This window comes from Bacillus sp. RC242 (genome assembly GCF_044908245.1).
In the GTDB taxonomy this organism is placed as follows: domain Bacteria; phylum Bacillota; class Bacilli; order Bacillales; family Bacillaceae_G; genus Bacillus_A; species Bacillus_A mycoides.
In genome coordinates, this window is record NZ_JBIYCZ010000005.1 from 249,101 (window position 1) to 270,627 (window position 21,527).

Sequence of the window (21,527 nt, forward strand, 5' to 3'; positions counted from 1 at the left end):
GATGTTTAATCATAAATTTTCTCAACAGCTTGCATCTTCTTCACTTTTTCTTCTGCACCGCTATTTGCGTTAATAAAAATTTGGTACGTATCTTTCCCTAAAGTACCAATATATTCATAACAAAGTACTTCATTATGCAAGTCATTTACTACTACAGCTTTACGTTCTTCCATAACTTTTACATCGGGGTTAATTTTCTTTCTCGCCTCAGCAGCGGTTAGCTTCGCACTCGGAATCGTTCGTTTTTGATGTGATGCTAAATATTCCTTTGCGGAAAAACCAACAATCGACCCATCATCTAAAGCAATTTTCATTTGGATTGCTTCTGGATAAATACGCACTCCATTTTCACTTGCAACGTACGTAAACACACCGATATTATCATATTGAGAGCTATCAAACAGCTCCATATTTGTAAACTTGTGATCCTTTAAAAATGTTAATCCTTTACTTCCTGCATCATTTAAACTAATTTTTTGCTCTTTAATTTCTCGGTTGTTCATTACCCAAATTGGATATCCGCCTTTTCCAGTAATATCCATATAATACTCATTGTTCGTTGCTGGATCTTGAATTTTCACACTGTAAAATGATTCTTTTGCACCTTTTCCACTTTTCTCAACTTCTACTTTTTCATTCCCTTTTAAGTTTAAAAATGATTTCGCGATTTTTTCCGCTTCCTCTTTCGAAATCGCCTTTCCTTTTGCCTCAAATCCGCCTTTTTTATTCTTTTGTGCACTTGTAAAAGTCGGTCCAAAGTTTGTGGACGAGTATGAGGTTACATTCTTTTCTACCGTCTTTAATCCATCGATAATTGTGTTATCTGCTGGGTCTTGGTTTGACGCAAGAGCCATTTCTACATCCATCCAGCGAAGATTATTTTTCAATACAAGATGCTGCACTTTTCTCAGTTCATCTTGTATATTTGCTGCATTTGAATATAAACCTTGTAACGTTTTATATTCTTGATCATTTAACGGATCTTTTTCTAAATCACGAACCGCTGCACGATAACTAAAATCACCGATATTCGCAAGGAACTCTTCCGTTTTATTAAATGGCATTAATGTTAAAGGTAATTGTCCTACATCAGAACGAGCCTCTGCTGTTAAACGCCATACATCTACTAAAGCTGGCGATAATGAGGAACGTGAATTCATCGCCAGTGTTGTTCCAATTTTATCGTGTAATAAATCAACTTCATATGCTAAATCATGAAACGCACGCTGATAACTATTTTCCGCTCGAATTAATACTGCATTTTTCTCTTGATGCTCTTTATAGCCCCAATACCCTGTTCCGACTACACCTACTGTTAACAATACGATGATAATACCTCGTAACATGTTTCCACCTCCGCTCTATTTACAGAAAATATGCTTACCAATTTTTTTAATTTGTGGACGAGTCCAAATCCATTTACTTGTCGCAGTATCTGGGTTGAAATAATATAATGCATTCCCAGTTGGGTCCCATCCATTGATCGCATCTAATACGGCTTTTTTCGCATTTTCATTTGGCGTTAAATATATTTGTCCATCTGCTACTGCTGTAAATGCTCTCGGCTCAAAGATTACTCCTGAAACAGTATTTGGAAATGATGCACTTGTGACACGGTTTAAAATAACCGCAGCTACTGCAACTTGTCCTAAATACGGCTCACCACGGGATTCTCCGTATACAGCGTTTGCCATTAACTGAATGTCATTTTGAGAATAACCGTTTGGAACATTTGTCCCTGTACTTTTTGGCGGCTTATTTTCCTGTGTACCTCCACCACTGTTCCCTTTATTAGTTGTAGTATCTTTATTAGCGGTCGACTTATCATACTTCGTTGCCTTTACAAGCATTTGCTTCGTTTTAGCACCCGCTAAACCATCAACTGGTAATCCGAATTTTTGCTGAAAGTTTCGAAGTGCCCAATATGTACCCCATCCGAAAACACCATCAACTTTCCCCGTATAAAATCCGTTATATTTCAAACGAGTTTGCAGTTCAATGACATCTTCTCCAGAAGCTCCCCTTTGAATCACTTGATTAGAAAAGGCTTCTACATTTTTGGTTTGTATACTACTGACCATCAAAGATAGTCCCACAAATACAAGCAAAATCGCTATCTTGAAAACAGCTTTTTGACGCATGTATTTCCCTCCTTAATTACGGAAATGATTTCATGGTTATGTTTTGTAAAACCCTCGTTTTTATGTAAAGAAGACAAAAAAATCCAAACTTATATGCTTAAAGAAATATGTAAATAATATAAAAAAAGACAAAAGGAGCTTATTATGAGGCATTTCTTCGCACGCACAGCATTTATAATTTTTTTAATAACAACATGTTCAACTATATATACTGGTCCATCTATAGTTCACGCACAGCCACCCTATGCAAAATGGGGTAAACTGGCCGTTGAAAAAACGAAAGAACAATATCCGAAAGCAGAGATTATTGATTACCTTCATATAGGTAGAAAACCAAAAACTGTTCAAATAACAGTTGAAAAATTTAAGCTGTGGCTGCGTGAAGGTGGGAAAGAATATGGTGTTTTTGTTGATGTAGAATTCGATACGAAAACAGAGAAATTTTTAAAGATGTCCTTTCACAAAACAAATCGGTAGAACAAATAAACCCCTCTGTTTTACTTAAAACAGAGGGGTTTATTCATACACATTTAATAATGAAAGTTATTGTTTTAAACTTAAAGATCGATTCCCTAACATTTTCACCAATCCACAAATACCTCCAATAACAACTGCTATCCCTATACTATATAAAAACACTCTACCATATCCCCCTATTCTCGGATCTAAAAACGGATATGGGTACCAATTAACGAATGGACCTCGTATTAAGCTATAGACAACATATAAAAGCGGGAAAACAAGCCAACTCGCAGCCTGTTTCCATGTAATGGTCTTCGTAGGTGGATTTATAACCCAATCTAAAATCATCGCTAATGGCATGATGTAATGAAGCACAGTATTTACCCACGGTATTGGTGTTTGAAGTGACTCTTCTAATCCCCTTAATAACAAAAAATAAATAAGCCCTGTAGTCAGTATGTATACTGTAGCTGCACCTCGAAGAACTCCAAACTGCTCCGAACGTCCAAATAGGGTTGTCCCTAAACTACTTAATAGAAGAATTACCGCCACTAAAATGTTGCTTTCAATTGTGAAGTAACTAAAAAAATTAACTGGATTGAACGGTTTCACTTGTGCTCTTGTAACAAATTGAGTAACAAGTGCACTAAACGCTAAAAGACTTAAAAACAATCTTAATATCGCTATCATTTTTGCACTTCTCATAAAACACCTCCTGTCTCTTCTTATTTATGATTGGAATTCTCTTTTATATGCTCTATAAATAACTTTAATGGTACGAGGCCACGTTTAGGCATGTGACTACTAATTACTGCTACGATCTCTAACTGTGGAATGATAATAATGTATTGCCCTCCGTATCCCATAGCAAAATACACACAATACGGTATGTGAAATCTTTCGTTATTTAACACCCACCAGTGATATCCATATGCCCCGACATGTTCATACGTTTCAAATAGAGCTGTACTTGATTGCTCTAACCATTTCGATGATATAATTTCATTTCCCTTCGAATATCCATTCTGCAAACATAATTTTCCTAACTTTAATAAATCTATAGATTTCATTTTCATACCGAATCCCCCGACATATACACCTTGCGGGTCTTGTTGCCATTCATATTCCGTAATGTTTAATGGATCAAATAAATACTTTTTCGCGAACTGCTCCGTCGACATTCCAGTTGATTCTTGAATGATGTAACTAAGTAAGTGAGAAGAACCTGAATTATAATTCATTTTCGTACCCATTTCTTCAATGAACGGCTTTTCTAAAATGTATTGCACCCAATTGTCTGATTCCACAAAGTCATTTGGGAAAACAACCCCATTGCCGAATTCTTGCCAATCTTCTCCTGTTGTCATCGTTAATAAATGATACAGTGTTAATTCCTTTTTTTTCTCCGGTACATTGGGAATCCATGTTGTGATTGGTGTATGTATATTATTTATAAATCCTTTATCAATTGCGATACCAATTAATATAGATACGATACTTTTTGTAATCGAATTAATTTTAAATAAGTCATTTGCACAGTCTATCGTTTTATAGTACTCAGTCGTTAATTCCCCCTTTTGATAAACAAGAAATGTATTAACCTTTTTCTTTTCAAATTTATTTTGTAATTGCTCGAAATTCAAGAAATCTTCCTCCATCTAAACGGTTATGTAATATTTGTAGTTCATCTCGTTCTCTCTATTAAATCATATTTGTTATTAAAACAAAAAAATAAACTTGCCAGCATTTAATAGCTGACAAGTTTATTTTTATAATTTCGTTCGAACGTTCCAAAGCTCTGGGAAGAAGCATTGATCAAGCACTCGCTTTAAATAAGATACGCCAGAAGAGCCACCTGTTCCCATTTTATGACCAATAATTCGTTCTACCGTTTTCATATGACGGAAACGCCATTGTTGTAGCCAGTCTTCAATATCGATTAATTTCTCTGCAAGCTGATATAAATCCCAATATTTCTGCACGTCCGCATATACTTCTATCCAAGCCGCTTCTACAGTTGCATCCTCTTCGTAAGGCTGCGTAACATCACGATTTAACACATCTTTATGAATTGGAAATCCTTCTTTAACAAGGGCTTGTATCGCCACATCATACAAACTTGGTGCATGAAGTGCTTTATGAAGACGAGCATGTAATTCTGGGTCCTTTTCATAAATTTTTAATGCATGTGGTGTTTTATAACCAAGTGCATATTCAATCATTCGATATTGATACGATTGAAAACCTGAAGCCTGACCAAGTGAATCGCGGAACTCAATATATTCTGATGGCGTTAATGTCGCAAGAATATCCCAAGATTGAATAATTTGCGACTGAATTTTTGATACACGTGCTAACATTTTAAAGGCTGGTGGTAATTTATCTTGTTTAATAGATTCAATCGCTGCATTCAATTCATGTAAAATTAGTTTCATCCAAAGCTCACTCGCTTGATGGATGACGATAAATAACATTTCATCATGATGATCTGATAATCTTTGTTGACTAGATAATAAGCTATCTAGCTGTAAATACTCTCCGTACGTCATATTCTCCTTAAAATCCGTATGAATCCCTTTTTCCATAATTACCTTTTCATTTTCTTTCATATTAGCCAAACGCCCCTTTGTGTTCATTTCTACTTATATTGGTCTAATAACAGCTCGAACTGGACTCCCATCCGCATCTGTTAATGCAAGTGGTAATGCAATAAGTTCGTAATCGCCGTCTACTACGTGATCTAGTACGACATTTTCTAAAATATGAATTCCATGTTTAAATAATTGATGATGCGCTGCTAGTTCTTTATCATCTAAAGGATCAACAGATGGTACGTCCACCCCGATTAAACGAATTCCCTTTTCAGAAAGAAAGGCTGCAATATCTGCGCGTAAATGCGGGATTACATCTGGGAATTCATTTGCTTTACCATGTGAAGATGTACGTAATAACAATCGTTCTACACCTTCTAAATGAAAGTTTTCTAATTCCTTTTTCCCGATGCTTTCAAGATTAGAAACGTCAATGATCCGTGCTGGACCAACATAAACTTGAATATCTAAATCCAACACCTTCTTACCGTCATTATCAAAATGAAAAGGTGCATCAATATGAGTACCTGTATGGATACTCATCGTTAACTTTCCGACATTTACTGAACCACTGTCTTCTTTTGACCATGAAACTTCATACGAGAACGGTGTATCCCCTGGCCATGTCGCGATATCATTATTTAGCGGTTGTGAAATATCAATCCACTGCGATGTTTTCATGCTTACGCCACAACCTCTCGCTTATTTTCAAAGTTTTTATATTCTTCATTTTTCATAATGTTCTTTAAGATTTGTACAGAATTCCATACTTCCTCATACGTATTGTATAAAGCAACAGGCGCAAGTCTAACTCCATTTGGAGCTCTAAAGTCTGGAATAACCCCATTTGCTTTTAACGCTTTACATATACGTGCCGCCTCGGCATGTTCTAAATAAATATGCCCGCCTCGTTTTTCATCCTCTAATGGATTTCCAATTGTAAATTCAAAGCCTTTTAATTCATGTTCAATTAAATCAAGCATATATCTCGTAATATGTAATGATTTTTCACGTAACTTTTCAATACCAGCTTCTTTAAAAATTTCAAGAGAACCGATTAATGGTGCAGTACTTAATACGTGAGGTGTCCCTATTTGATAAGCTCCAGCATGGTCAGCCGCAGTTAATGAATGCTCCATATCAAATTGCTTATCTTTTCTAGAACTAAACCAACCAGATAATCCTGGGAGTCTATTAAAGTGTTTATTATTTACATAAAGGCCTGCAACACCACCAGGACCTGCATTTAAATATTTATAATTACACCATATAGCGAAATCAACATCCCACTCTTTGAAATGATGTGGAATAGATCCAATTGAATGACATAAATCAAATCCAATATGAATACCACGTTTATGGGCTTCAGTTGTTAATCGCTTCATATCAAGAATCTGTCCGCTTCTATATAGTACAGAAGGCAATAAAATTAAAGCGATATCATCAGTCATCGCATGAATGATATCTTCCTCATTTAATGTTCTACCATCTCTGCTCTTTACTCTCATTAGGTGCTCATCTGGATCTAATCCTTTTAAACGAATTTGACTTTGGAGCGCATATATATCTGACGGGAACGTTAATTCATCCGCAAGAATCTTTGTCCGAATCCCTTTTGGTTCATAAAAAGTTGCGATTACTTGATGAATATTCGTTGTCGTGGAGCCGGTTACAATCGTCTCTTCTGACAAAGCTCCAATAAGAGGTGCAGTCAATTCCCCTAGCTTTTCTGATAGGAAGAACCAAGGATGTTCTCCTTCAGTCCATCCATCAATTCCATACTCTTTCCATGAATCTAGCAATGTAAGTAACGATTTCTCTGCTCTTTTTGAAAGCAACCCTAAAGAGTTACCATCTAAATATATTGTTCCTTCTTTTTTATAAAATTCAGATTGAAAATCTTTCAGTTCATCATGTTTATCACATTCAAGCGCATACTCATAAGTTGGTTGAAATGGTTCTTTATACATGGTGTCACCTTCTTTTAATTTTCTTTTTATTCTAACTAATTGAAATATATCACTTGAATTGATATAACGTCAATGATATTATGTCAGTTGACTTTATATACGAACTTCTTTTACAATACAATTATATTTTCAGATATTTCAGTATAAAGAGGTGATTCCTTGAAAAATTCTACTCTTTCAACAAGAAAATACCGCTCCTTAGAAACAAAAAAGAAACTATTACAATCCGGTTATACTATTTTTATAAAAAACGGATTTCAGAAAACTACAATCACGCAAATTATTAAACATGCAGAAACTGGTTATGGAACAGCATATGTATATTTTAAAAACAAAGATGCTCTCCTCATCGTTTTGATGGAAGATGTTATGAATCGCTTTTATGATATTGCTGATCGCTCTTTTTTACCTCAAACAAAGGCCGAAGCACGAGATATGATTCAGAATCAAGTGCGCGCTTTTTTACAGTTAGCACAAGAAGAAAGAGCTATATTACAAGTTGTTGAAGAAGCAATAAGAACCTCAAAAGAAATACGTCAAAAATGGGATGAGATTCGCGAACGCTTTGTAACACGGATTATACAAGACATTACTCATTCCCAGGAAAATGAATTAGTACGAACTAAGTTAAATAAAGAGATTGTCGCATGCGGCTGGTTCTCTATGAATGAAACGTTTCTTTGGACAATCGTGCAAAATGATAAAGAACTAGAATTAGAAGAAATTGTACATACTTTAACGGTAATGTATACGACGGGGTTATATAAATAGCACATTATAACCTCAAAAAACCGTTACTCAATATGCTTAGTAACGGTTTATTTAAAATATTTTATTAACGATACAATAATACAAAAAAGTGATGTAAGTAATAGCAGAATCCCCATATTCTTATTCTCTTTTTCATCCTTCTTAACGTTGTGTATCCCCATACCGGCAAGCATAAAACCTAAAAGTAATTGTAAAATGAGCATACTTTGCTTCGAATCATCATTCCAACTGTAAATAGAATAGCCCATTATAATAAAAGCGAGTATGAATGTGATAATTCTAATCATAAAAACACCCCCTGTTTGATTCTATTGTTTTAACCTACTCACCATCCCAACAATAAACTTATACTCAGCTCTACTTTTTCTTACTTTCTTAAAGCCCTCTTTCGTATCAAAAATAAAACACGTTTTCCGAAACCAAATCCGTACATATAAAGACTCAAAATAAATTGGTTTAATAATTCCTCGTTCCTCGAATTCAGTTCCATCTTTATTTTCGGTTTCCGTTCGAATGAACCACCTATTCCCGATTCCAATTTCAATATACTTCACATGCTAACCCCCTTCAGGAAATCTTCTTTCTAATTATTCTATTATTTCCCTGGCAAGCGCACATTCCGACAGAACGTGAGCCCATAAAGAAAAAGTAGATTACAAAAATCTACTTTTATAGCCTAAATTTTTGCATTCGTTTATAAAACGTACTGCGCGGCACAGCTAATAGTTTTGCAGCTAATGAAACATTTCCGTTCGTCTTTTCTAGCGCTTCAATCATGCTATCACGCTGTATTTTTTCACGGAAATTTAATGTATGCTCCGTTTTATTTTCTGCTTGCAATTCAAGTTGATGTTGATTTCCCATCATTGTTTGTAATAAAAAAGAGATTTGTTTTTCGCATATTTCCCGTCCTTGCGACAAAATGTATATGCGTTCTAATACATTTAATAATTCTCGAATATTTCCGGGCCATGTATGCTGTGAAAATTGATTACAAATACTCTTTGGAAATACAACATTCCAATCCTTTCGTTCACAAAAATGTTGTATGAAGTACGGAATATCTTCTTTTCTTTCTATTAACGACGGAACATATAACGGATAAACATGTAAACGATAATATAAATCTTGACGGAATTTCCCTTCTTCTACTAATCTTAGTAAATCTTTATGTGTCGCAGTAATAATACGAATATTTACTGGTACCTCTTTTGAACTACCAATTGGGGTTACTGTTCGTTCTTGCAAAACACGCAATAATGCCACTTGCATCTCTGGCGGCACTTCACCAATTTCATCTAAAAATATTGTTCCTCCGTCTGCTTGTTCGAATTTCCCTTTATATCCTTGGCGCCGCGCACCTGTAAACGCACCTTCAGCATAACCGAATAATTCACTTTCCATTAATTCTTTCGGTAATGAACCGCAGTTAACAGCTATAAAAGGACCATTTTTTCTTGGACTATTTTCATGAATCGCTCTCGCTACATATTCTTTCCCTACACCTGTTTCACCACATACATATACACTAGCGTCAGTTGGTGAAACAAGCTTAATTTCTTCTAAAGTATGTTGAAATACGCTGCTTGTCCCAATAACTCCAGGGAAAGTAATTCCGTTTATAAACGGGTAAGTAGAAAATAAATTTTCTTGTTTATTTTCCTTTAAGTAAATACATTTCCCGATCATTCTATCATTACTATATACCGGTACCTCTAATTTAGGTTTCAATCCATTGTGCATTAAATCTTCAAGTTTCATTCGTGACCAATTACATACTCGTTCACGAACCCTCTTGCTCGCAGAAACGATAACATCACGATGGTTACAAATAACAACTTGTTCATCACTGTCAATTACATCTAAAAAACGATGGATTAAATGCAGTTCATTTTGATGTACTCGAATACTACATTCACGTTCAATCGCATGCGCGATCGAAGTTACCATTCCGAGCATATATGGATGTGAAAACTCAATTGGACAAGAGAAATCTAGAACACCAATTAATTTCCCGTCATCATTATGAATCGGAGAGGCCGCACAGCTCCAGCTATGAGATGCGACAGAATAATGCTCTGTACCACTTATCATAATAGCCTCTTCAATCTGTAACGCTGTTCCTATCGCATTTGTACCAACAGCTGCTTCCGTCCATTTCACACCTTCAATAAAATTAATATGTTTCGCTCGTTTCAACGTTTGCTGATTTCCACTTAATGATAGAACATAACCATCTGGATCAATTAATAATGCCATCATTTGCAGTTCATCAATGGTTTTTCTCATATTTTGTATTTGAGGTATTGCTATATCAAGGAAGATTTCACTCTTTTTCTTTTGATCCTGAAAAATATCAGAAGACAAAATTTTCTGACCTTTATTCATATGAGGATTCACATTTGCTTGTTTACATCGATGCCATGACTCTGAAATTCTTTCGTTTATACGGTTCGAATCAAGGACTCCTTCATCCATAAACTTTTTCCATGTATGTAAGTAAAACGGTGAAGCTAACATTGTATCATCTCCCCTATTAATTGTTTTGGAGATTTATAAAACATACTTTTATTATAAAACTGAATAAAAGCGTTTTCAATACAACTAGAAAGATGACACAAATATGTTAATAATTTGAATATCTTAATGAACTTCTTTATTCTTTTTTAGTAGAACTATATTTTGTATAATGGACGCAAAGAAAATACATAACCAAAACCACTTTTGTGGATTGCCGTTTATAAAGAAAACTATCACCGCTATTGCAAATAAAATGGTGGATGCTAAACTAAAATATAATTTTGTTTTAATTCCCATTATTCCTCACCCCTCTATCACTTTACAGTACATACTAACTCTTCATTTTTTAACTCTAATATGTACTCCTGTAAAACATATTCTTTCCCGCCATGTTTTTCATACCAATCATGTATTCTTTTAACATGTATCTTGTCGCTTCTAATTTTTGATTCAATTTCTTTATACTGTTCATAACTATCATATTCCCATATTGCAAATACTTCAGTCGTACCATCATTATTATCTTTCATCCAGCGTCCTATTAAACGAGAACCATATTTTATTTGATTAGGTAAATTAGTATCATTGAAATGATCATTAAATATTTCTATGAATTCATTTTTTACTACATAGTATTTCCTTCTGTAAAACATACTTCTTCAACTCTTTTATGAAAAGTATCAGTAAACCTTCCCATTACTACCGTATTATAATACTTACCATCCGACAGTTTTTTATCATTTTTTAGAATACCTTCTACCTCCAAACCTAATTTTTTATAAAGTTGGATGGCTTTTTCATTTGTCTCTAACACTTGCAATGATATCTTTTTCACTTCATTTTCATCAGCCCACTGAATAGATTGTTGCAATAGACTCTTACCCATTCCATATCCCCAAAACTCTCTTAAAATACAAACACCAAACTCTACTTTATGGGATAATCTCTTCAAATTTGATCCTTCACATCTCGAAAATCCTACGATTCGGTTGTGCACTTCTGCAACTAAAAAAAGATTCTTCATCTCTTCACTATCTGTTTTTACTATTTTTTGGAACCCTATCTTATCAATAAACCCCTCTCCAGCTTCTCTATCCATATTTTCAGTTTCGCCATCGATCTGAACTCTAATTTCTGATAACTGCTCAGCATCCGTTTGAACTGCAGAACGAACTGTATAAGTTAATCCATTTATATGAAACTCTTGTCCTTTTATAATCATTTCAAACTCCTTTTAAATGAGGTCTATTGACGCTATTACAATTTCTTTACCTTGTTTCTCAAATTGTTGAATCGTTTCTTTACTAGCCCCTTCATCTGTTATTATAAGGTCAATTTCTAACAGTGACTCTCCTTTTATAAAGCAGTCTATTCCAAGTTTATTATGAGGAGCTAAACAAATATTTCTTCTAGCAATTTTACTTACTGTTTTTCCAAAATAAGCAACTTCCGGTGTCGCAGTACTTATACCATTCAATGAAATACCGCCACCTGTAGAGAAATAAAGATCAATAGAGAATCTACTTATCAATTCAGAGGCCAGTGTATCTGTCATATTTCCTGATGGTTTCACTTTTCCACCAATTAAGTACGTATCAATGTTCTTATATTCTCGTAACTTACTAGCAATTTCTAAAGCATTCGTAATAACTATAAATGATGTTTCAGGTAAATACTTTAACATGGCATAATGAATGGAAGCCCCGCCAATAAAAACGGAATCTCCTTCTTGTATGTAGGATACAGCAACTTTCGCAATCGCATCTTCATCTATTGAACCATCACGATAACGTTTCGATGGTTCGGCAACTAAGTTTCTCACTCGCGTAAGTTCAACTGCACCTCCGTGCGTTCTTTTTAATAAACCATCCTTCTCCATAATAGACAAATCTCTTCTTATAGAATCAATAGACATATCAAAACTTTCCGCAAGATCCTTTGCGATTACTCTTCCATCTTTCTTAAGTAACTCTAAAATTTTCTCTCTACGCTCTTCAGTAAACATGTTCCCACCACCGTTATTGAAGATTCAGAAATTTAATCCTTCTCATTCAATTATATGCATGTTTTTTCTGTTTTACAATATTTTCAATTCTTATTTCTTCAGCTTTATACAGTTTTTCTCTCTATTTTTATCCCATTAACTTGAAAACGAAATAAATGTATATTTGCATATTCCACAAACATACTTCCATTTATCTTCCTATTGATGTAAAATTATTCCTATGTTTTACTTTTTAATACAGAAAGGGATTACTATGAAATCTATAATTAAAGTAACTTGTACAGCATTATTATTTACAGGAATAATGGCAGGATGTAGTGGAAATACTGCACCAAAACAAGAAAAGAGCGCTTTTGAAAAGAATGCAATGCACTATGGGGAAATATTTAAAAACGAATACTATAGAGCAACTGTTGAAAATGCTAAATTCGATAAAATAGACAAAGAGTGGCGTCTCACAGCTCGCGTTACTATAAATAATGCTCGTGCTGACGGACAAACGATAGATCTTTCAGAAATAAAATATTTCATAAAAGATGAAAAAACGGGTGAAAAATACGAAGGTGAATTTATACAAAATGAAAATGCTAAAAAGGTTCCATCTGAGTTTTCTTTAACTACCGACATTGTATTTAATATGAAAACTTCTCCAAAAGATTTAAATAATATGTATTTATACATAGATAGCAAAGCTGCGCCGTTAACAGATACATATTGGAAACTTGATAATTTAGCATCTAAATAAAAAACAGTCATATAAGACTGTTTTTTTGTTTGTAAAGTTATAAAGTTTACTAGTTACCTTTCTCAAACAATATATCTTTTGCACAAATCGTCACTTCTTCAAATGGGCAATCAAATAAAACACCCAATTCGAAACCTTCATTAGTAAGATCTATTTCATGATATAACCACCAAGCACCTTCAAAATTTTCCGGAATAGAACATTTCGTTACGCCTGTAAAAGTTACTTCCAGTTTGTCAAATTCACTGAAAGTACCACTGCAATCTAAAGTTATAATTAGCGTATCTTTTGATCTTCTCTCTACTGATTTGACTACACTGTCATGTAGTGAGTATTCATGTAGTTGAACGACATTCTGCGCGAGCTTCTCTTTTATAGCATTATAATTATCTATATAAGCTTGTTCTAAATCATTCATTCTTTTCTCATAATCTTCTGTCCAATCAAGCATAAGTTTCTTTAACTTTTCTGATGGGTATTCTGACTTAATTGTATTATCATGAATGTATGGATGTAGTGACTTAGGTAGAAACTTTAATAAATCTTCTTTCTTTTCTTCCACGTCTTCTCTCAAACTTTTCTTATAATCCATTCCTACCTTTTCGCTCTCTCGCAAAATCTCTTCCCATTCTTCTAATGTTTCTGAGAAAATTAAAAATCCAGATACTTGCATTTCTTTATACCAATCTTTATTGAAATACTGCAATGGCTTTCCTCCTAAAACATTTTAACATCCAACAAAAGCAATATATCTATTTATTATATCATTCCAATAGCTATTTTTTCTAAAGAATAAATGCAAAACTGTAAATATTCCGCCTATTATTTCTAAAACTTCAGAATATTTATAAAAATTCGAAATTAGAATACATTTTACATGTACAAAAATCTAAACAAAAAGGGATGGTTATATGTTGAAGAAATTAGTAGCAGGGACATTAGTAGCAGGTTTTGCATTAACTGGAGGATTAGGAGTAGTAAGTGCTGCAGAAAAAGATAATACAATTAAATCATTTGATTATTTAAAAGTTGATGAAAAGAATGTTAATTCATTCACAAAATTAAGCGATCAATCAAAAAAAGACATCCAAATTACTATGGTACTACCTAAGCAAAATGAAAATGGAGATTGGTTAGCTTATGGCTTTACTAGCAGAGAAACATTGAATGCTTTTATTGAAAAGGATAAAAAGGCACTTAAAAATCAAATTAACCCTTTAGGTAGTGGTGCTGGTAGTACCGATTTTTATGAGCATCAAAATAAAGGTGGACAGTATATTTATTGGAGCAGTGGCTTTAAAAACCTACCTTCTAGCTGGAACGACAGAATTTCTTCTGTAAGTACAGCTTCACCTTCTGCAAGTTATTCAACAACACTATGGGAACATTCTTCAACTCAAGGATATGGAAAAGGTGTCTCCTTTAGACACTCTGATTGGTATGGTCAAACTGCTAATTTAGCTGCAGATTGGAACGATATAACTTCAGCTATTGAAATTAAATAGTAACAGCGCATTTCAATTAAATAAGTGAAGAAGTTTCAAAATCACTATACTCTCATCGATTAAAAAAACATGAGAGTATAGTGATTTTTCTAGTATCTTTTTATACATATTGCTACTTAAATATTATTTACTAAAAAGACCAGTCATATTAGACTGGTCTTTTTACCTTCAAGCATGTACAGCATGTCCTACTGCCTGCAATAATGCCTCATGAATCGCTTCAGATAAAGTGGGATGCGCTGCAATATAATCTCGCATTATATCAGCTGTAACTTCTGTATGAATCATCACCGTTCCTTGTCCGATTAGTTCGGTTGCACGAGGACCGATAATAGAAATCCCTACAATTTCTTGATATTTAGGTTCCACAATAACTTTTACTTTCCCCGTTTGTTCTCCAATAATAAGCGCTTTTCCGTTCGCTGTAAATGCGAATTCTCCGATGAGGATGTCACCGTATTGCTCTCTTGCTCCTTTTTCTGTTAAACCGACACTAGCAATTTCTGGAGCTGTATAAATACAGCGAGGTACAGCATGATAGTTTACTTTCACATCTTCTCCGCTCGCGTGTAATGCCGCTGTCGTTCCTTCATGGAAGGCAACGTGAGCAAGCTGTATTCCACCAATCACATCACCCGCTGCGTAAATATGTGATCTGTTTGTTTGCATATGTTCATTCACAGAAATTCCTTTATTTGAAAATTGAATGCCTGCTTTTTCTAAAGCTAATTCTTGTACACGTGGTTTTCGACCTACAGAAACGAGAATGAATTCCGGGTTGGCTTCTTGGATACTTCCTTCATATTCAAATGAAGTCTGCTTCTTATAATTATTTAATCCTTTTAAAGCCGCTCCTGTAAATATTTTTACGCCATCATTTTCTAGTTTCTCCCTTAAAATTTGTGCGATATCTTCATCTTCACCAGGTAATAATTGCGATGCCATTTCAACAATCGTAACTTTTGTTCCAAGACGACTATAAATGCTTGCAAACTCGCAACCTATTACACCACCACCAACGATTAATAATGATTTTGGTATATTTTCTAGGGACATTGCATGACTACTATTTAAAATCCACTTCCCATCAAATGGAGCAAAAGGTAATTCAGTTGGTTCTGATCCTGCCGCTATAATAAACTGGTCTCCAACTACTACATCTTCTTTATCACCATGTGTAACTCGTACACGGTGATCCGTTTCAAATTTCGCTTTACCTTGTATAACTTTTATTTTATTTTTCTTCATTAAATATTGTATACCTTGTACGAGTTGCGTAACAATTTGTGATTTTTTCGTCTGTATTTGTTTCCAATCAATTGATATATTCTGCTTATCTACTAATACTCCAAAACGATTCGCATGATTAACAATATCGTATACTTCCGCACTTTCTAACAATGATTTCGTAGGCATACAACCGACATTTAAACAAGTCCCGCCAAGATCAGCTTTATCAATAAGAGTGACATCTTTTCCATTTTGAGCCGCGGTAATTGCCGCTACATAACCAGCAGGTCCGCCCCCAATAACAACTAAATTACTCATTTTCTCACCTTCTCTTTATAAAAGAATTGTTACAGGCTCTTCTAAATAACGTTTAATTGTGCGTAAAAATGCAGCTGCTGGTGCACCGTCTAGTACACGATGATCAAATGTTAAACTTAAAGGTAACATACTTCCTTTTCTTAATTTTTTCCCTTTATATACAGGAACATGTTCAATTGCACCTACACCTAAAATACCAGTTTCAGGTGTATTTAATACTGGCGTAAAATATTCAATACCGAAGCTACCTAAATTACTAATTGTAAATGTTGTCCCTTGCATATCATCACTACTTAAACTGCCTGCTCGTGCCTTTTGTGCCACATTTTTAATCTCTTTAGATAACTCTACTAAAGATAGATTATTAGCAAAGCGAATAGCTGGAACGACTAATCCTTTTTCTAACGCGACCGCCATACCTAAATGAACATGTTCAAATTGATGAATGGCATCATTTATATACGCGCTGTTCATTTCTTTATGCTCTCTAAGCGCTAATACAACAGCACGAGAAACGAAATCAGTAATAGTTAGTTTGTTATCGTATCGTTTTTGTACAACTTCCGCTATTTCTTTATGTAAAGCAACTAAATCTGTAACATTTACTTTCATCGTTAATGTTAATTGCGCACTATTTTGTAGGCTTGCATGCATACGGTTCGCAATTGCTTTTCGCATACCAGTAATAGGAATGACTTTACTTTCTTCTTGTTCAAGTACTTCTGGAATTGCTACTCTTTCTTCAAGCGCCTTTAATACATCTACCTTTGTAATTCTTCCGCCAGGTCCTGTACCAATTAATGATCTAATATCGAGATTTTCAGTTTTTGCAATTTTCTTTGCTACTGGAGATATTTTAACTCTTTGCTTCGTCACATCTATCGCATATGGTTCTGGATGTTGTACCTTTTTAGGTTCTGGATTAGATGCTTTTTCTTCTACAACATGTATGTTTTCATGAGCTTCTACTTTTTCGTTCGGTTTACCGATGTAGCAAATTACAGTACCTGGCGGCACTCCCTCATCTTCACTTACAGCTATATCAAGAACAGTTCCATCAGCTGGTGCTTCTATTTCAGTTTCGATTTTTTCCGAGTTAATACTAGCAATTAGTTCACCTTTTTCTACATTATCACCTGCTTTAATATTCCAACTCGTAATAATACCTTCTTTCATCGCCATACCTAACTTCGGCATTACAACTTCTACAGCCATGTTTCTCTCTCCCTTCTCATCGTTTCATTACACATGTAATAAAGATTGGTCTCCGATCATTTCTGATACAGTTTCAATTACTTTCTCCGGCGTTGGTAAATATAACTTTTCAAGTGGTGGCGAAAACGGAACTGGTGTATGTGGTGCTGTAATTCGTTTAATAGGTGCATCTAACAAATCGAATCCTTTATCCGCTACAATTGCCGCAATATCTGTTGCGATACTACATCTTGGATTTGCTTCGTCAATAACAATCAGGCGATTCGTTTTTTCAACAGATGCTAAAATCGTATCTTCATCCAGCGGTGATAAAGAACGTGGATCGATTACTTCTACTTCGAGTCCTTTTTCCGATAATTGCTTTGCAGCTGCAAGTGCTGTATGAACTTGTTTTCCAATTGCAACGATTGTTACATCGGAACCTTCACGTTTAATATCTGCTTTTCCTAAAGGAATTGTATAGTACCCTTCTGGTACTTCGCCTTTCATATTGTAAAGTGTTTTATCTTCAAAGAAGATTACTGGATCGTCATCTTCAATTGCCGCTAATAATAAGCCTTTTGCGTCATAAGGAGTGGAAGGAACGACAACTTTTATACCTGGAATGCTCGTAAATAACGCATATAAACTTTGTGAATGCTGTGCCGCTGCGCTAAATCCAGCACCGTGCATCGTACGTACTGTAACTGGCACTTTCGCTTTTCCACCGAACATATAGCGGAACTTTGCACCTTGGTTTAATACTTGATCAAGACAACTACCGATAAAATCATTAAACATTAATTCAGCTATCGGACGTAAACCTGTTGCAGCAGCTGCCATCGCCGCTCCCATATAACCCGCTTCTGAAATTGGAGTATCTAAAATACGATTTCGACCAAATTCTTGCACAAGTCCTTTCGTAACACCGAGTACACCGCCCCATGCTTCATCATCTTGCAAGTGATCCACTTGTGCACCGCCTGCAACATCTTCTCCGATTAAAATTACGTTTTCATCACGACGCATTGATATTTTCATCGCTTCATTAATTGCAGTTGACATACTTACTGTTCTAGTCATTATTTTTCACCCTCCTCTTATTTGTAAGAAACGTATACATCTTTTAATAATTCTTCATCTTCCGGATATGGACTGTTTTCACTAAATTCAATTGATTTTTGTACTGCTTCATCTACTGCCTTTTCCATATCCACAAGTTCGGATTCCGTTAATAAAGCTTCATGAATTAAATGCTTGCGGAAATGCACAATCGCATCTTTTTCATTTAAATGTTCTTCTTTTTCTTCTGAAGTTTTATATGTTTGCGCTTCACCTTCGAAATGACCGTAATTACGATATGTCATACATTCAATTATTGTTGGGCCACCGCCATTACGCGCACGTTCTACTGCTTCTTCCGCCGCTTTATACACTGCAAGTAAATCTTTTCCATCCACTTGAACACCTGGAATATTGTAAGCTTTCGCTCGATCTGCAATGGAATCACAACTTGACGCATATTCAAATGTTGTTGCTTCACCGTAACCGTTATTTTCTGCGATAAAAATAACTGGTAACTTCCAAATCGCTGCTAAATTAACCCCTTCATGGAATGTTCCTTCATTATTTGCTCCGTCACCGAAGAAGCAAACACTTACATCTTTCGTTCCTTTATATTTAGCTGTTAATGCCGAACCGCAAGCAAGTGGAAAACCTCCGCCTACAATCCCATTTGCACCCAGCATTCCTTTATCTAAATCGGCAATATGCATTGAACCACCTTTACCTTTACATAACCCTGTCGCTTTCCCAAAAAGTTCGGCCATCATGCCATTTAAATCACAACCTTTTGCGATACAATGGCCGTGACCTCTATGCGTACTTGTAATACTGTCACTATCTGTTAAGTGGGCACATACACCAACTGCTACTGCTTCTTCACCAGCGTATAAATGAACGAAACCTGGCAGAACGCCTTGCGCGAACAATTCATGCACCTTGTCTTCAAACTTACGAATCTCTAACATTTTTTCATACATCCAACGAGCTTGTTCTTTCGTAATTTCATTCCCTTTACTTTCAGTTGTTTTTAACATGTTCAGCCCTCCTATTTTCTTGTTCATCTTTTATATTGCAAGTACTGTGCCAAATTCTAATCCCTGATTTAATAGGTTTTCTCTTTTCTTTCATAATAAAAAAGTGGACAAAATGAGACATCTGTCTCGTTTTGTCCACTTTTGTTCACCTAATTTGAGAATTATTATCTTATTCATTATCAAAACTCTTCTGTAATTTCCGAATGTAAATAATTTGACCAATGTGATACGCGTTATGAGTCGTTACATTAGCTAATACTTCCCACCACTTCGCAGATACAGGAAATCCAATTACATCACTTTCAACCTTGTCTTCATTTATGAGACTTTGCCATTGTAACAGTTTCTCTAATAGTTTTTCTCTTAACTCTTCAAATGTTTGATTATCTGAAAGCATAAAACTTTTGTTATTATCACCAATAGCGGGCACAGCATTAACATTTGATTCTTTGTACCTAGTTTGCCACGTCGTATTCCAATACAGTAAATGTTGTACAATTTCAGCTATACTATTACACTCTTCATTCGGTTTCCAGAAAGCTTCTCTCTCAGATAAATCCTTAACTGCATCTGAAAATGGAATATACCAACTGGGATCATTCGCATTTGCTAATAACTGATCTGCTAATACGTCTTTAACATGGAACACTTTGCTTCCCCCCATTAAAAAGATTCATTTCAAGACAATACTCACTTCTCTATATACGCTGAGTTTGCCAGATCCCCTCTTTTTAGCCTTAATCCCAAACATATGCACATAAAGAAACCGAAAGCACCTAATCCATAAGCTGTTGTATATCCACTTTCCCCGATAATCCATCCTGCAAGTCCTGGTCCAAACATTTGACCAACTGCATAGAAAACGGATATAAAACTAATTGCCATTGAGACATATTTCGGAGATACTTGCTTTGAAGCAGCAACTTGAATTAATAAAAGGATACCTCCGAGGCTGGAACCCCAAATAATTGCCGACATGATAAAGCCAATGGTATGTCCAAATATAATTGGAATCATATCACCTATTACAGCTAATAAAAGTGCAATACATAACGTCTTCTTTATACCAATCCGATCCGAAATCACTCCCCAGACAGGAGCTCCTACAATTGAAAACATTCCTGCAATCGCATAAACAGTTCCCGAAATTGATGCCGAAATACCATTATTAATCATAAAACTAGTTTGATATAAATTTGGAATTAAATAAACAACGCCCACAATAAAATACATCCATGCAATGATGTATAACTCTTTCGTTTTCCATAAAAACGACTTATTATTCCTTTCCCCCTCATCTTCAGTAACTTCTGGATTTTTCAAAACAATTGAGGCAACGAATACAACAATACATGTAATAACGCCAAACAAAAGCCATGAACCACGCCAACTATACTCTGGAAATGTACGTACTATATAAGGAACAATTATTCCACTAAATAGCATGCCTATGCCAGCACCGCTTAATAACAGCCCCATTGCAGTTCCTCTTTTTTCTGGAAAACATCCTACTGTTATTGACATGAGTGGTGTATATACAAGGGCACTACCAGCTCCAGCACATAACATACAAATAGAGGCTATCCAAAATGAGGAGACAAATGCTAATCCTATTAAACTTATAACGACGAGCCAACTCCCTATTAATAAAACTGATTTTGCTCCAAAACGGATAGTAAGTATTCCAGATGTTCCGACTGTTAATAAATACCCTAAAAAGAGTATAGTTCCTAACATACCTGCTTGAGCTGTAGATAAATGGAGTCCTTCCTGCATAAACGGCAATATAATTCCATATGCCATACGTGCAAAACCCGTCGTTGTTATAATAAGAAACATTCCTGTTAATACAAATATCCAAAAATGACTTTCATTCCGTTCTTTCATTTAAATTCCTCCATAAAAAGTTATTTCCAATTGGATGTTGTTTGTAATTATAATGACCATTACAAAAAGCAACTACCAAATGACGGAGG

At 35.0% G+C, this 21,527-nt stretch carries 24 protein-coding genes; 4 read left to right on the forward strand and 20 right to left on the reverse strand.

From position 1 onward, the window contains the following. Positions 1-5: 5 nt before the first annotated feature. Positions 6-1,346, reverse strand: coding sequence for a germination protein YpeB (gene ypeB, locus ABH957_RS12215; protein WP_404453646.1), 1,341 nt, complete (start codon positions 1,344-1,346; stop codon positions 6-8). Between the two features lie 15 nt (positions 1,347-1,361). Further along, positions 1,362-2,141 carry a spore cortex-lytic enzyme gene (gene sleB / locus ABH957_RS12220; protein ID WP_113936330.1) on the reverse strand — a complete coding sequence of 260 codons (780 nt, stop codon included), beginning with the start codon at positions 2,139-2,141 and terminating at the stop codon, positions 1,362-1,364. A 144-nt stretch (positions 2,142-2,285) separates the two neighbouring features. Here sleB and ABH957_RS12225 point away from each other — a divergent pair, with 144 nt between their 5' ends. Further along, positions 2,286-2,618 (forward strand): DUF3889 domain-containing protein, encoded by a 333-nt coding sequence (locus tag ABH957_RS12225; RefSeq protein WP_002147449.1) that lies wholly within the window; start codon positions 2,286-2,288, stop codon positions 2,616-2,618. 66 nt (positions 2,619-2,684) lie between these two features. Here ABH957_RS12225 and ABH957_RS12230 read toward each other — a convergent pair whose 3' ends face one another. The 5 genes from ABH957_RS12230 to kynU form a co-directional block, all read right to left on the reverse strand. Then, positions 2,685-3,308, reverse strand: coding sequence for a Pr6Pr family membrane protein (locus ABH957_RS12230; RefSeq protein ID WP_215575840.1), 624 nt, complete (start codon positions 3,306-3,308; stop codon positions 2,685-2,687). Between the two features lie 20 nt (positions 3,309-3,328). Then, complete coding sequence (locus ABH957_RS12235) at positions 3,329-4,246, reverse strand: serine hydrolase domain-containing protein (protein ID WP_404511322.1); 918 nt, start codon at positions 4,244-4,246, stop codon at positions 3,329-3,331. Positions 4,247-4,372: 126 nt separating this feature from the next. Further along, a complete protein-coding gene (gene kynA / locus ABH957_RS12240) occupies positions 4,373-5,212 on the reverse strand; it encodes a tryptophan 2,3-dioxygenase (protein ID WP_000661975.1) in 840 nt (279 codons plus the stop codon). Positions 5,213-5,245: 33 nt separating this feature from the next. Next, the gene (gene kynB / locus ABH957_RS12245) at positions 5,246-5,875 is read right to left on the reverse strand and encodes an arylformamidase (protein WP_002032714.1); all 630 of its coding nucleotides are present in this window, start codon (positions 5,873-5,875) and stop codon (positions 5,246-5,248) included. A 2-nt stretch (positions 5,876-5,877) separates the two neighbouring features. Then, the gene (gene kynU, locus ABH957_RS12250) at positions 5,878-7,164 is read right to left on the reverse strand and encodes a kynureninase (protein ID WP_404511324.1); all 1,287 of its coding nucleotides are present in this window, start codon (positions 7,162-7,164) and stop codon (positions 5,878-5,880) included. A 159-nt stretch (positions 7,165-7,323) separates the two neighbouring features. On the opposite strand from kynU, the gene ABH957_RS12255 reads away from it, so the two are divergent. Beyond that, positions 7,324-7,935 (forward strand): TetR/AcrR family transcriptional regulator, encoded by a 612-nt coding sequence (locus ABH957_RS12255; protein ID WP_404448823.1) that lies wholly within the window; start codon positions 7,324-7,326, stop codon positions 7,933-7,935. A 47-nt stretch (positions 7,936-7,982) separates the two neighbouring features. Here ABH957_RS12255 and ABH957_RS12260 read toward each other — a convergent pair whose 3' ends face one another. The 6 genes from ABH957_RS12260 to ABH957_RS12285 form a co-directional block, all read right to left on the reverse strand. Further along, positions 7,983-8,222, reverse strand: a complete 240-nt coding sequence (locus ABH957_RS12260) for a DUF3953 domain-containing protein (RefSeq protein WP_002136675.1) — start codon at positions 8,220-8,222, stop codon at positions 7,983-7,985. 21 nt (positions 8,223-8,243) lie between these two features. After that, a complete protein-coding gene (locus tag ABH957_RS12265; protein ID WP_000873838.1) occupies positions 8,244-8,489 on the reverse strand; it encodes a DUF3977 family protein in 246 nt (81 codons plus the stop codon). A gap of 115 nt (positions 8,490-8,604) precedes the next feature. Then, positions 8,605-10,455 (reverse strand): sigma-54-dependent Fis family transcriptional regulator, encoded by a 1,851-nt coding sequence (locus ABH957_RS12270; RefSeq protein WP_113936325.1) that lies wholly within the window; start codon positions 10,453-10,455, stop codon positions 8,605-8,607. A 314-nt stretch (positions 10,456-10,769) separates the two neighbouring features. Continuing rightward, entirely contained in the window at positions 10,770-11,108 is a 339-nt protein-coding gene (locus tag ABH957_RS12275) for an NIPSNAP family protein (protein ID WP_002127705.1), read from the reverse strand. After that, the gene (locus ABH957_RS12280) at positions 11,081-11,677 is read right to left on the reverse strand and encodes a GNAT family N-acetyltransferase (RefSeq protein WP_404511326.1); all 597 of its coding nucleotides are present in this window, start codon (positions 11,675-11,677) and stop codon (positions 11,081-11,083) included. Before ABH957_RS12280 ends, ABH957_RS12275 begins: the two co-directional genes overlap by 28 nt. Before the next feature lie 12 nt (positions 11,678-11,689). Further along, entirely contained in the window at positions 11,690-12,460 is a 771-nt protein-coding gene (locus ABH957_RS12285; RefSeq protein WP_113936323.1) for a DeoR/GlpR family DNA-binding transcription regulator, read from the reverse strand. A 253-nt stretch (positions 12,461-12,713) separates the two neighbouring features. Here ABH957_RS12285 and ABH957_RS12290 point away from each other — a divergent pair, with 253 nt between their 5' ends. After that, positions 12,714-13,205, forward strand: coding sequence for a hypothetical protein (locus ABH957_RS12290; RefSeq protein ID WP_060751402.1), 492 nt, complete (start codon positions 12,714-12,716; stop codon positions 13,203-13,205). A 49-nt stretch (positions 13,206-13,254) separates the two neighbouring features. Here ABH957_RS12290 and ABH957_RS12295 read toward each other — a convergent pair whose 3' ends face one another. After that, positions 13,255-13,911, reverse strand: coding sequence for a DUF4085 family protein (locus tag ABH957_RS12295; RefSeq protein ID WP_404448817.1), 657 nt, complete (start codon positions 13,909-13,911; stop codon positions 13,255-13,257). Between the two features lie 205 nt (positions 13,912-14,116). Here ABH957_RS12295 and ABH957_RS12300 point away from each other — a divergent pair, with 205 nt between their 5' ends. Further along, complete coding sequence (locus tag ABH957_RS12300; protein ID WP_000914462.1) at positions 14,117-14,710, forward strand: hypothetical protein; 594 nt, start codon at positions 14,117-14,119, stop codon at positions 14,708-14,710. Between the two features lie 168 nt (positions 14,711-14,878). Here ABH957_RS12300 and lpdA read toward each other — a convergent pair whose 3' ends face one another. The 6 genes from lpdA to ABH957_RS12330 all read right to left on the reverse strand — a co-directional run bounded on the left by lpdA (position 14,879) and on the right by ABH957_RS12330 (position 21,438). Next, positions 14,879-16,258 carry a dihydrolipoyl dehydrogenase gene (lpdA, locus tag ABH957_RS12305; RefSeq protein WP_404511328.1) on the reverse strand — a complete coding sequence of 460 codons (1,380 nt, stop codon included), beginning with the start codon at positions 16,256-16,258 and terminating at the stop codon, positions 14,879-14,881. A gap of 15 nt (positions 16,259-16,273) precedes the next feature. Further along, positions 16,274-17,473 carry a dihydrolipoamide acetyltransferase family protein gene (locus tag ABH957_RS12310; protein WP_404448813.1) on the reverse strand — a complete coding sequence of 400 codons (1,200 nt, stop codon included), beginning with the start codon at positions 17,471-17,473 and terminating at the stop codon, positions 16,274-16,276. A 27-nt stretch (positions 17,474-17,500) separates the two neighbouring features. After that, complete coding sequence (acoB, locus tag ABH957_RS12315) at positions 17,501-18,535, reverse strand: acetoin:2,6-dichlorophenolindophenol oxidoreductase subunit beta (RefSeq protein WP_002168235.1); 1,035 nt, start codon at positions 18,533-18,535, stop codon at positions 17,501-17,503. Between the two features lie 17 nt (positions 18,536-18,552). Next, positions 18,553-19,551 (reverse strand): acetoin:2,6-dichlorophenolindophenol oxidoreductase subunit alpha, encoded by a 999-nt coding sequence (acoA, locus tag ABH957_RS12320; protein WP_404511330.1) that lies wholly within the window; start codon positions 19,549-19,551, stop codon positions 18,553-18,555. Positions 19,552-19,720: 169 nt separating this feature from the next. Continuing rightward, positions 19,721-20,200: a DinB family protein gene (locus ABH957_RS12325; RefSeq protein ID WP_002085139.1), complete on the reverse strand. Its 480-nt coding sequence runs from the start codon at positions 20,198-20,200 to the stop codon at positions 19,721-19,723. A gap of 41 nt (positions 20,201-20,241) precedes the next feature. Continuing rightward, the gene (locus ABH957_RS12330) at positions 20,242-21,438 is read right to left on the reverse strand and encodes an MFS transporter (RefSeq protein WP_404511332.1); all 1,197 of its coding nucleotides are present in this window, start codon (positions 21,436-21,438) and stop codon (positions 20,242-20,244) included. Positions 21,439-21,527 lie beyond the last annotated feature (89 nt).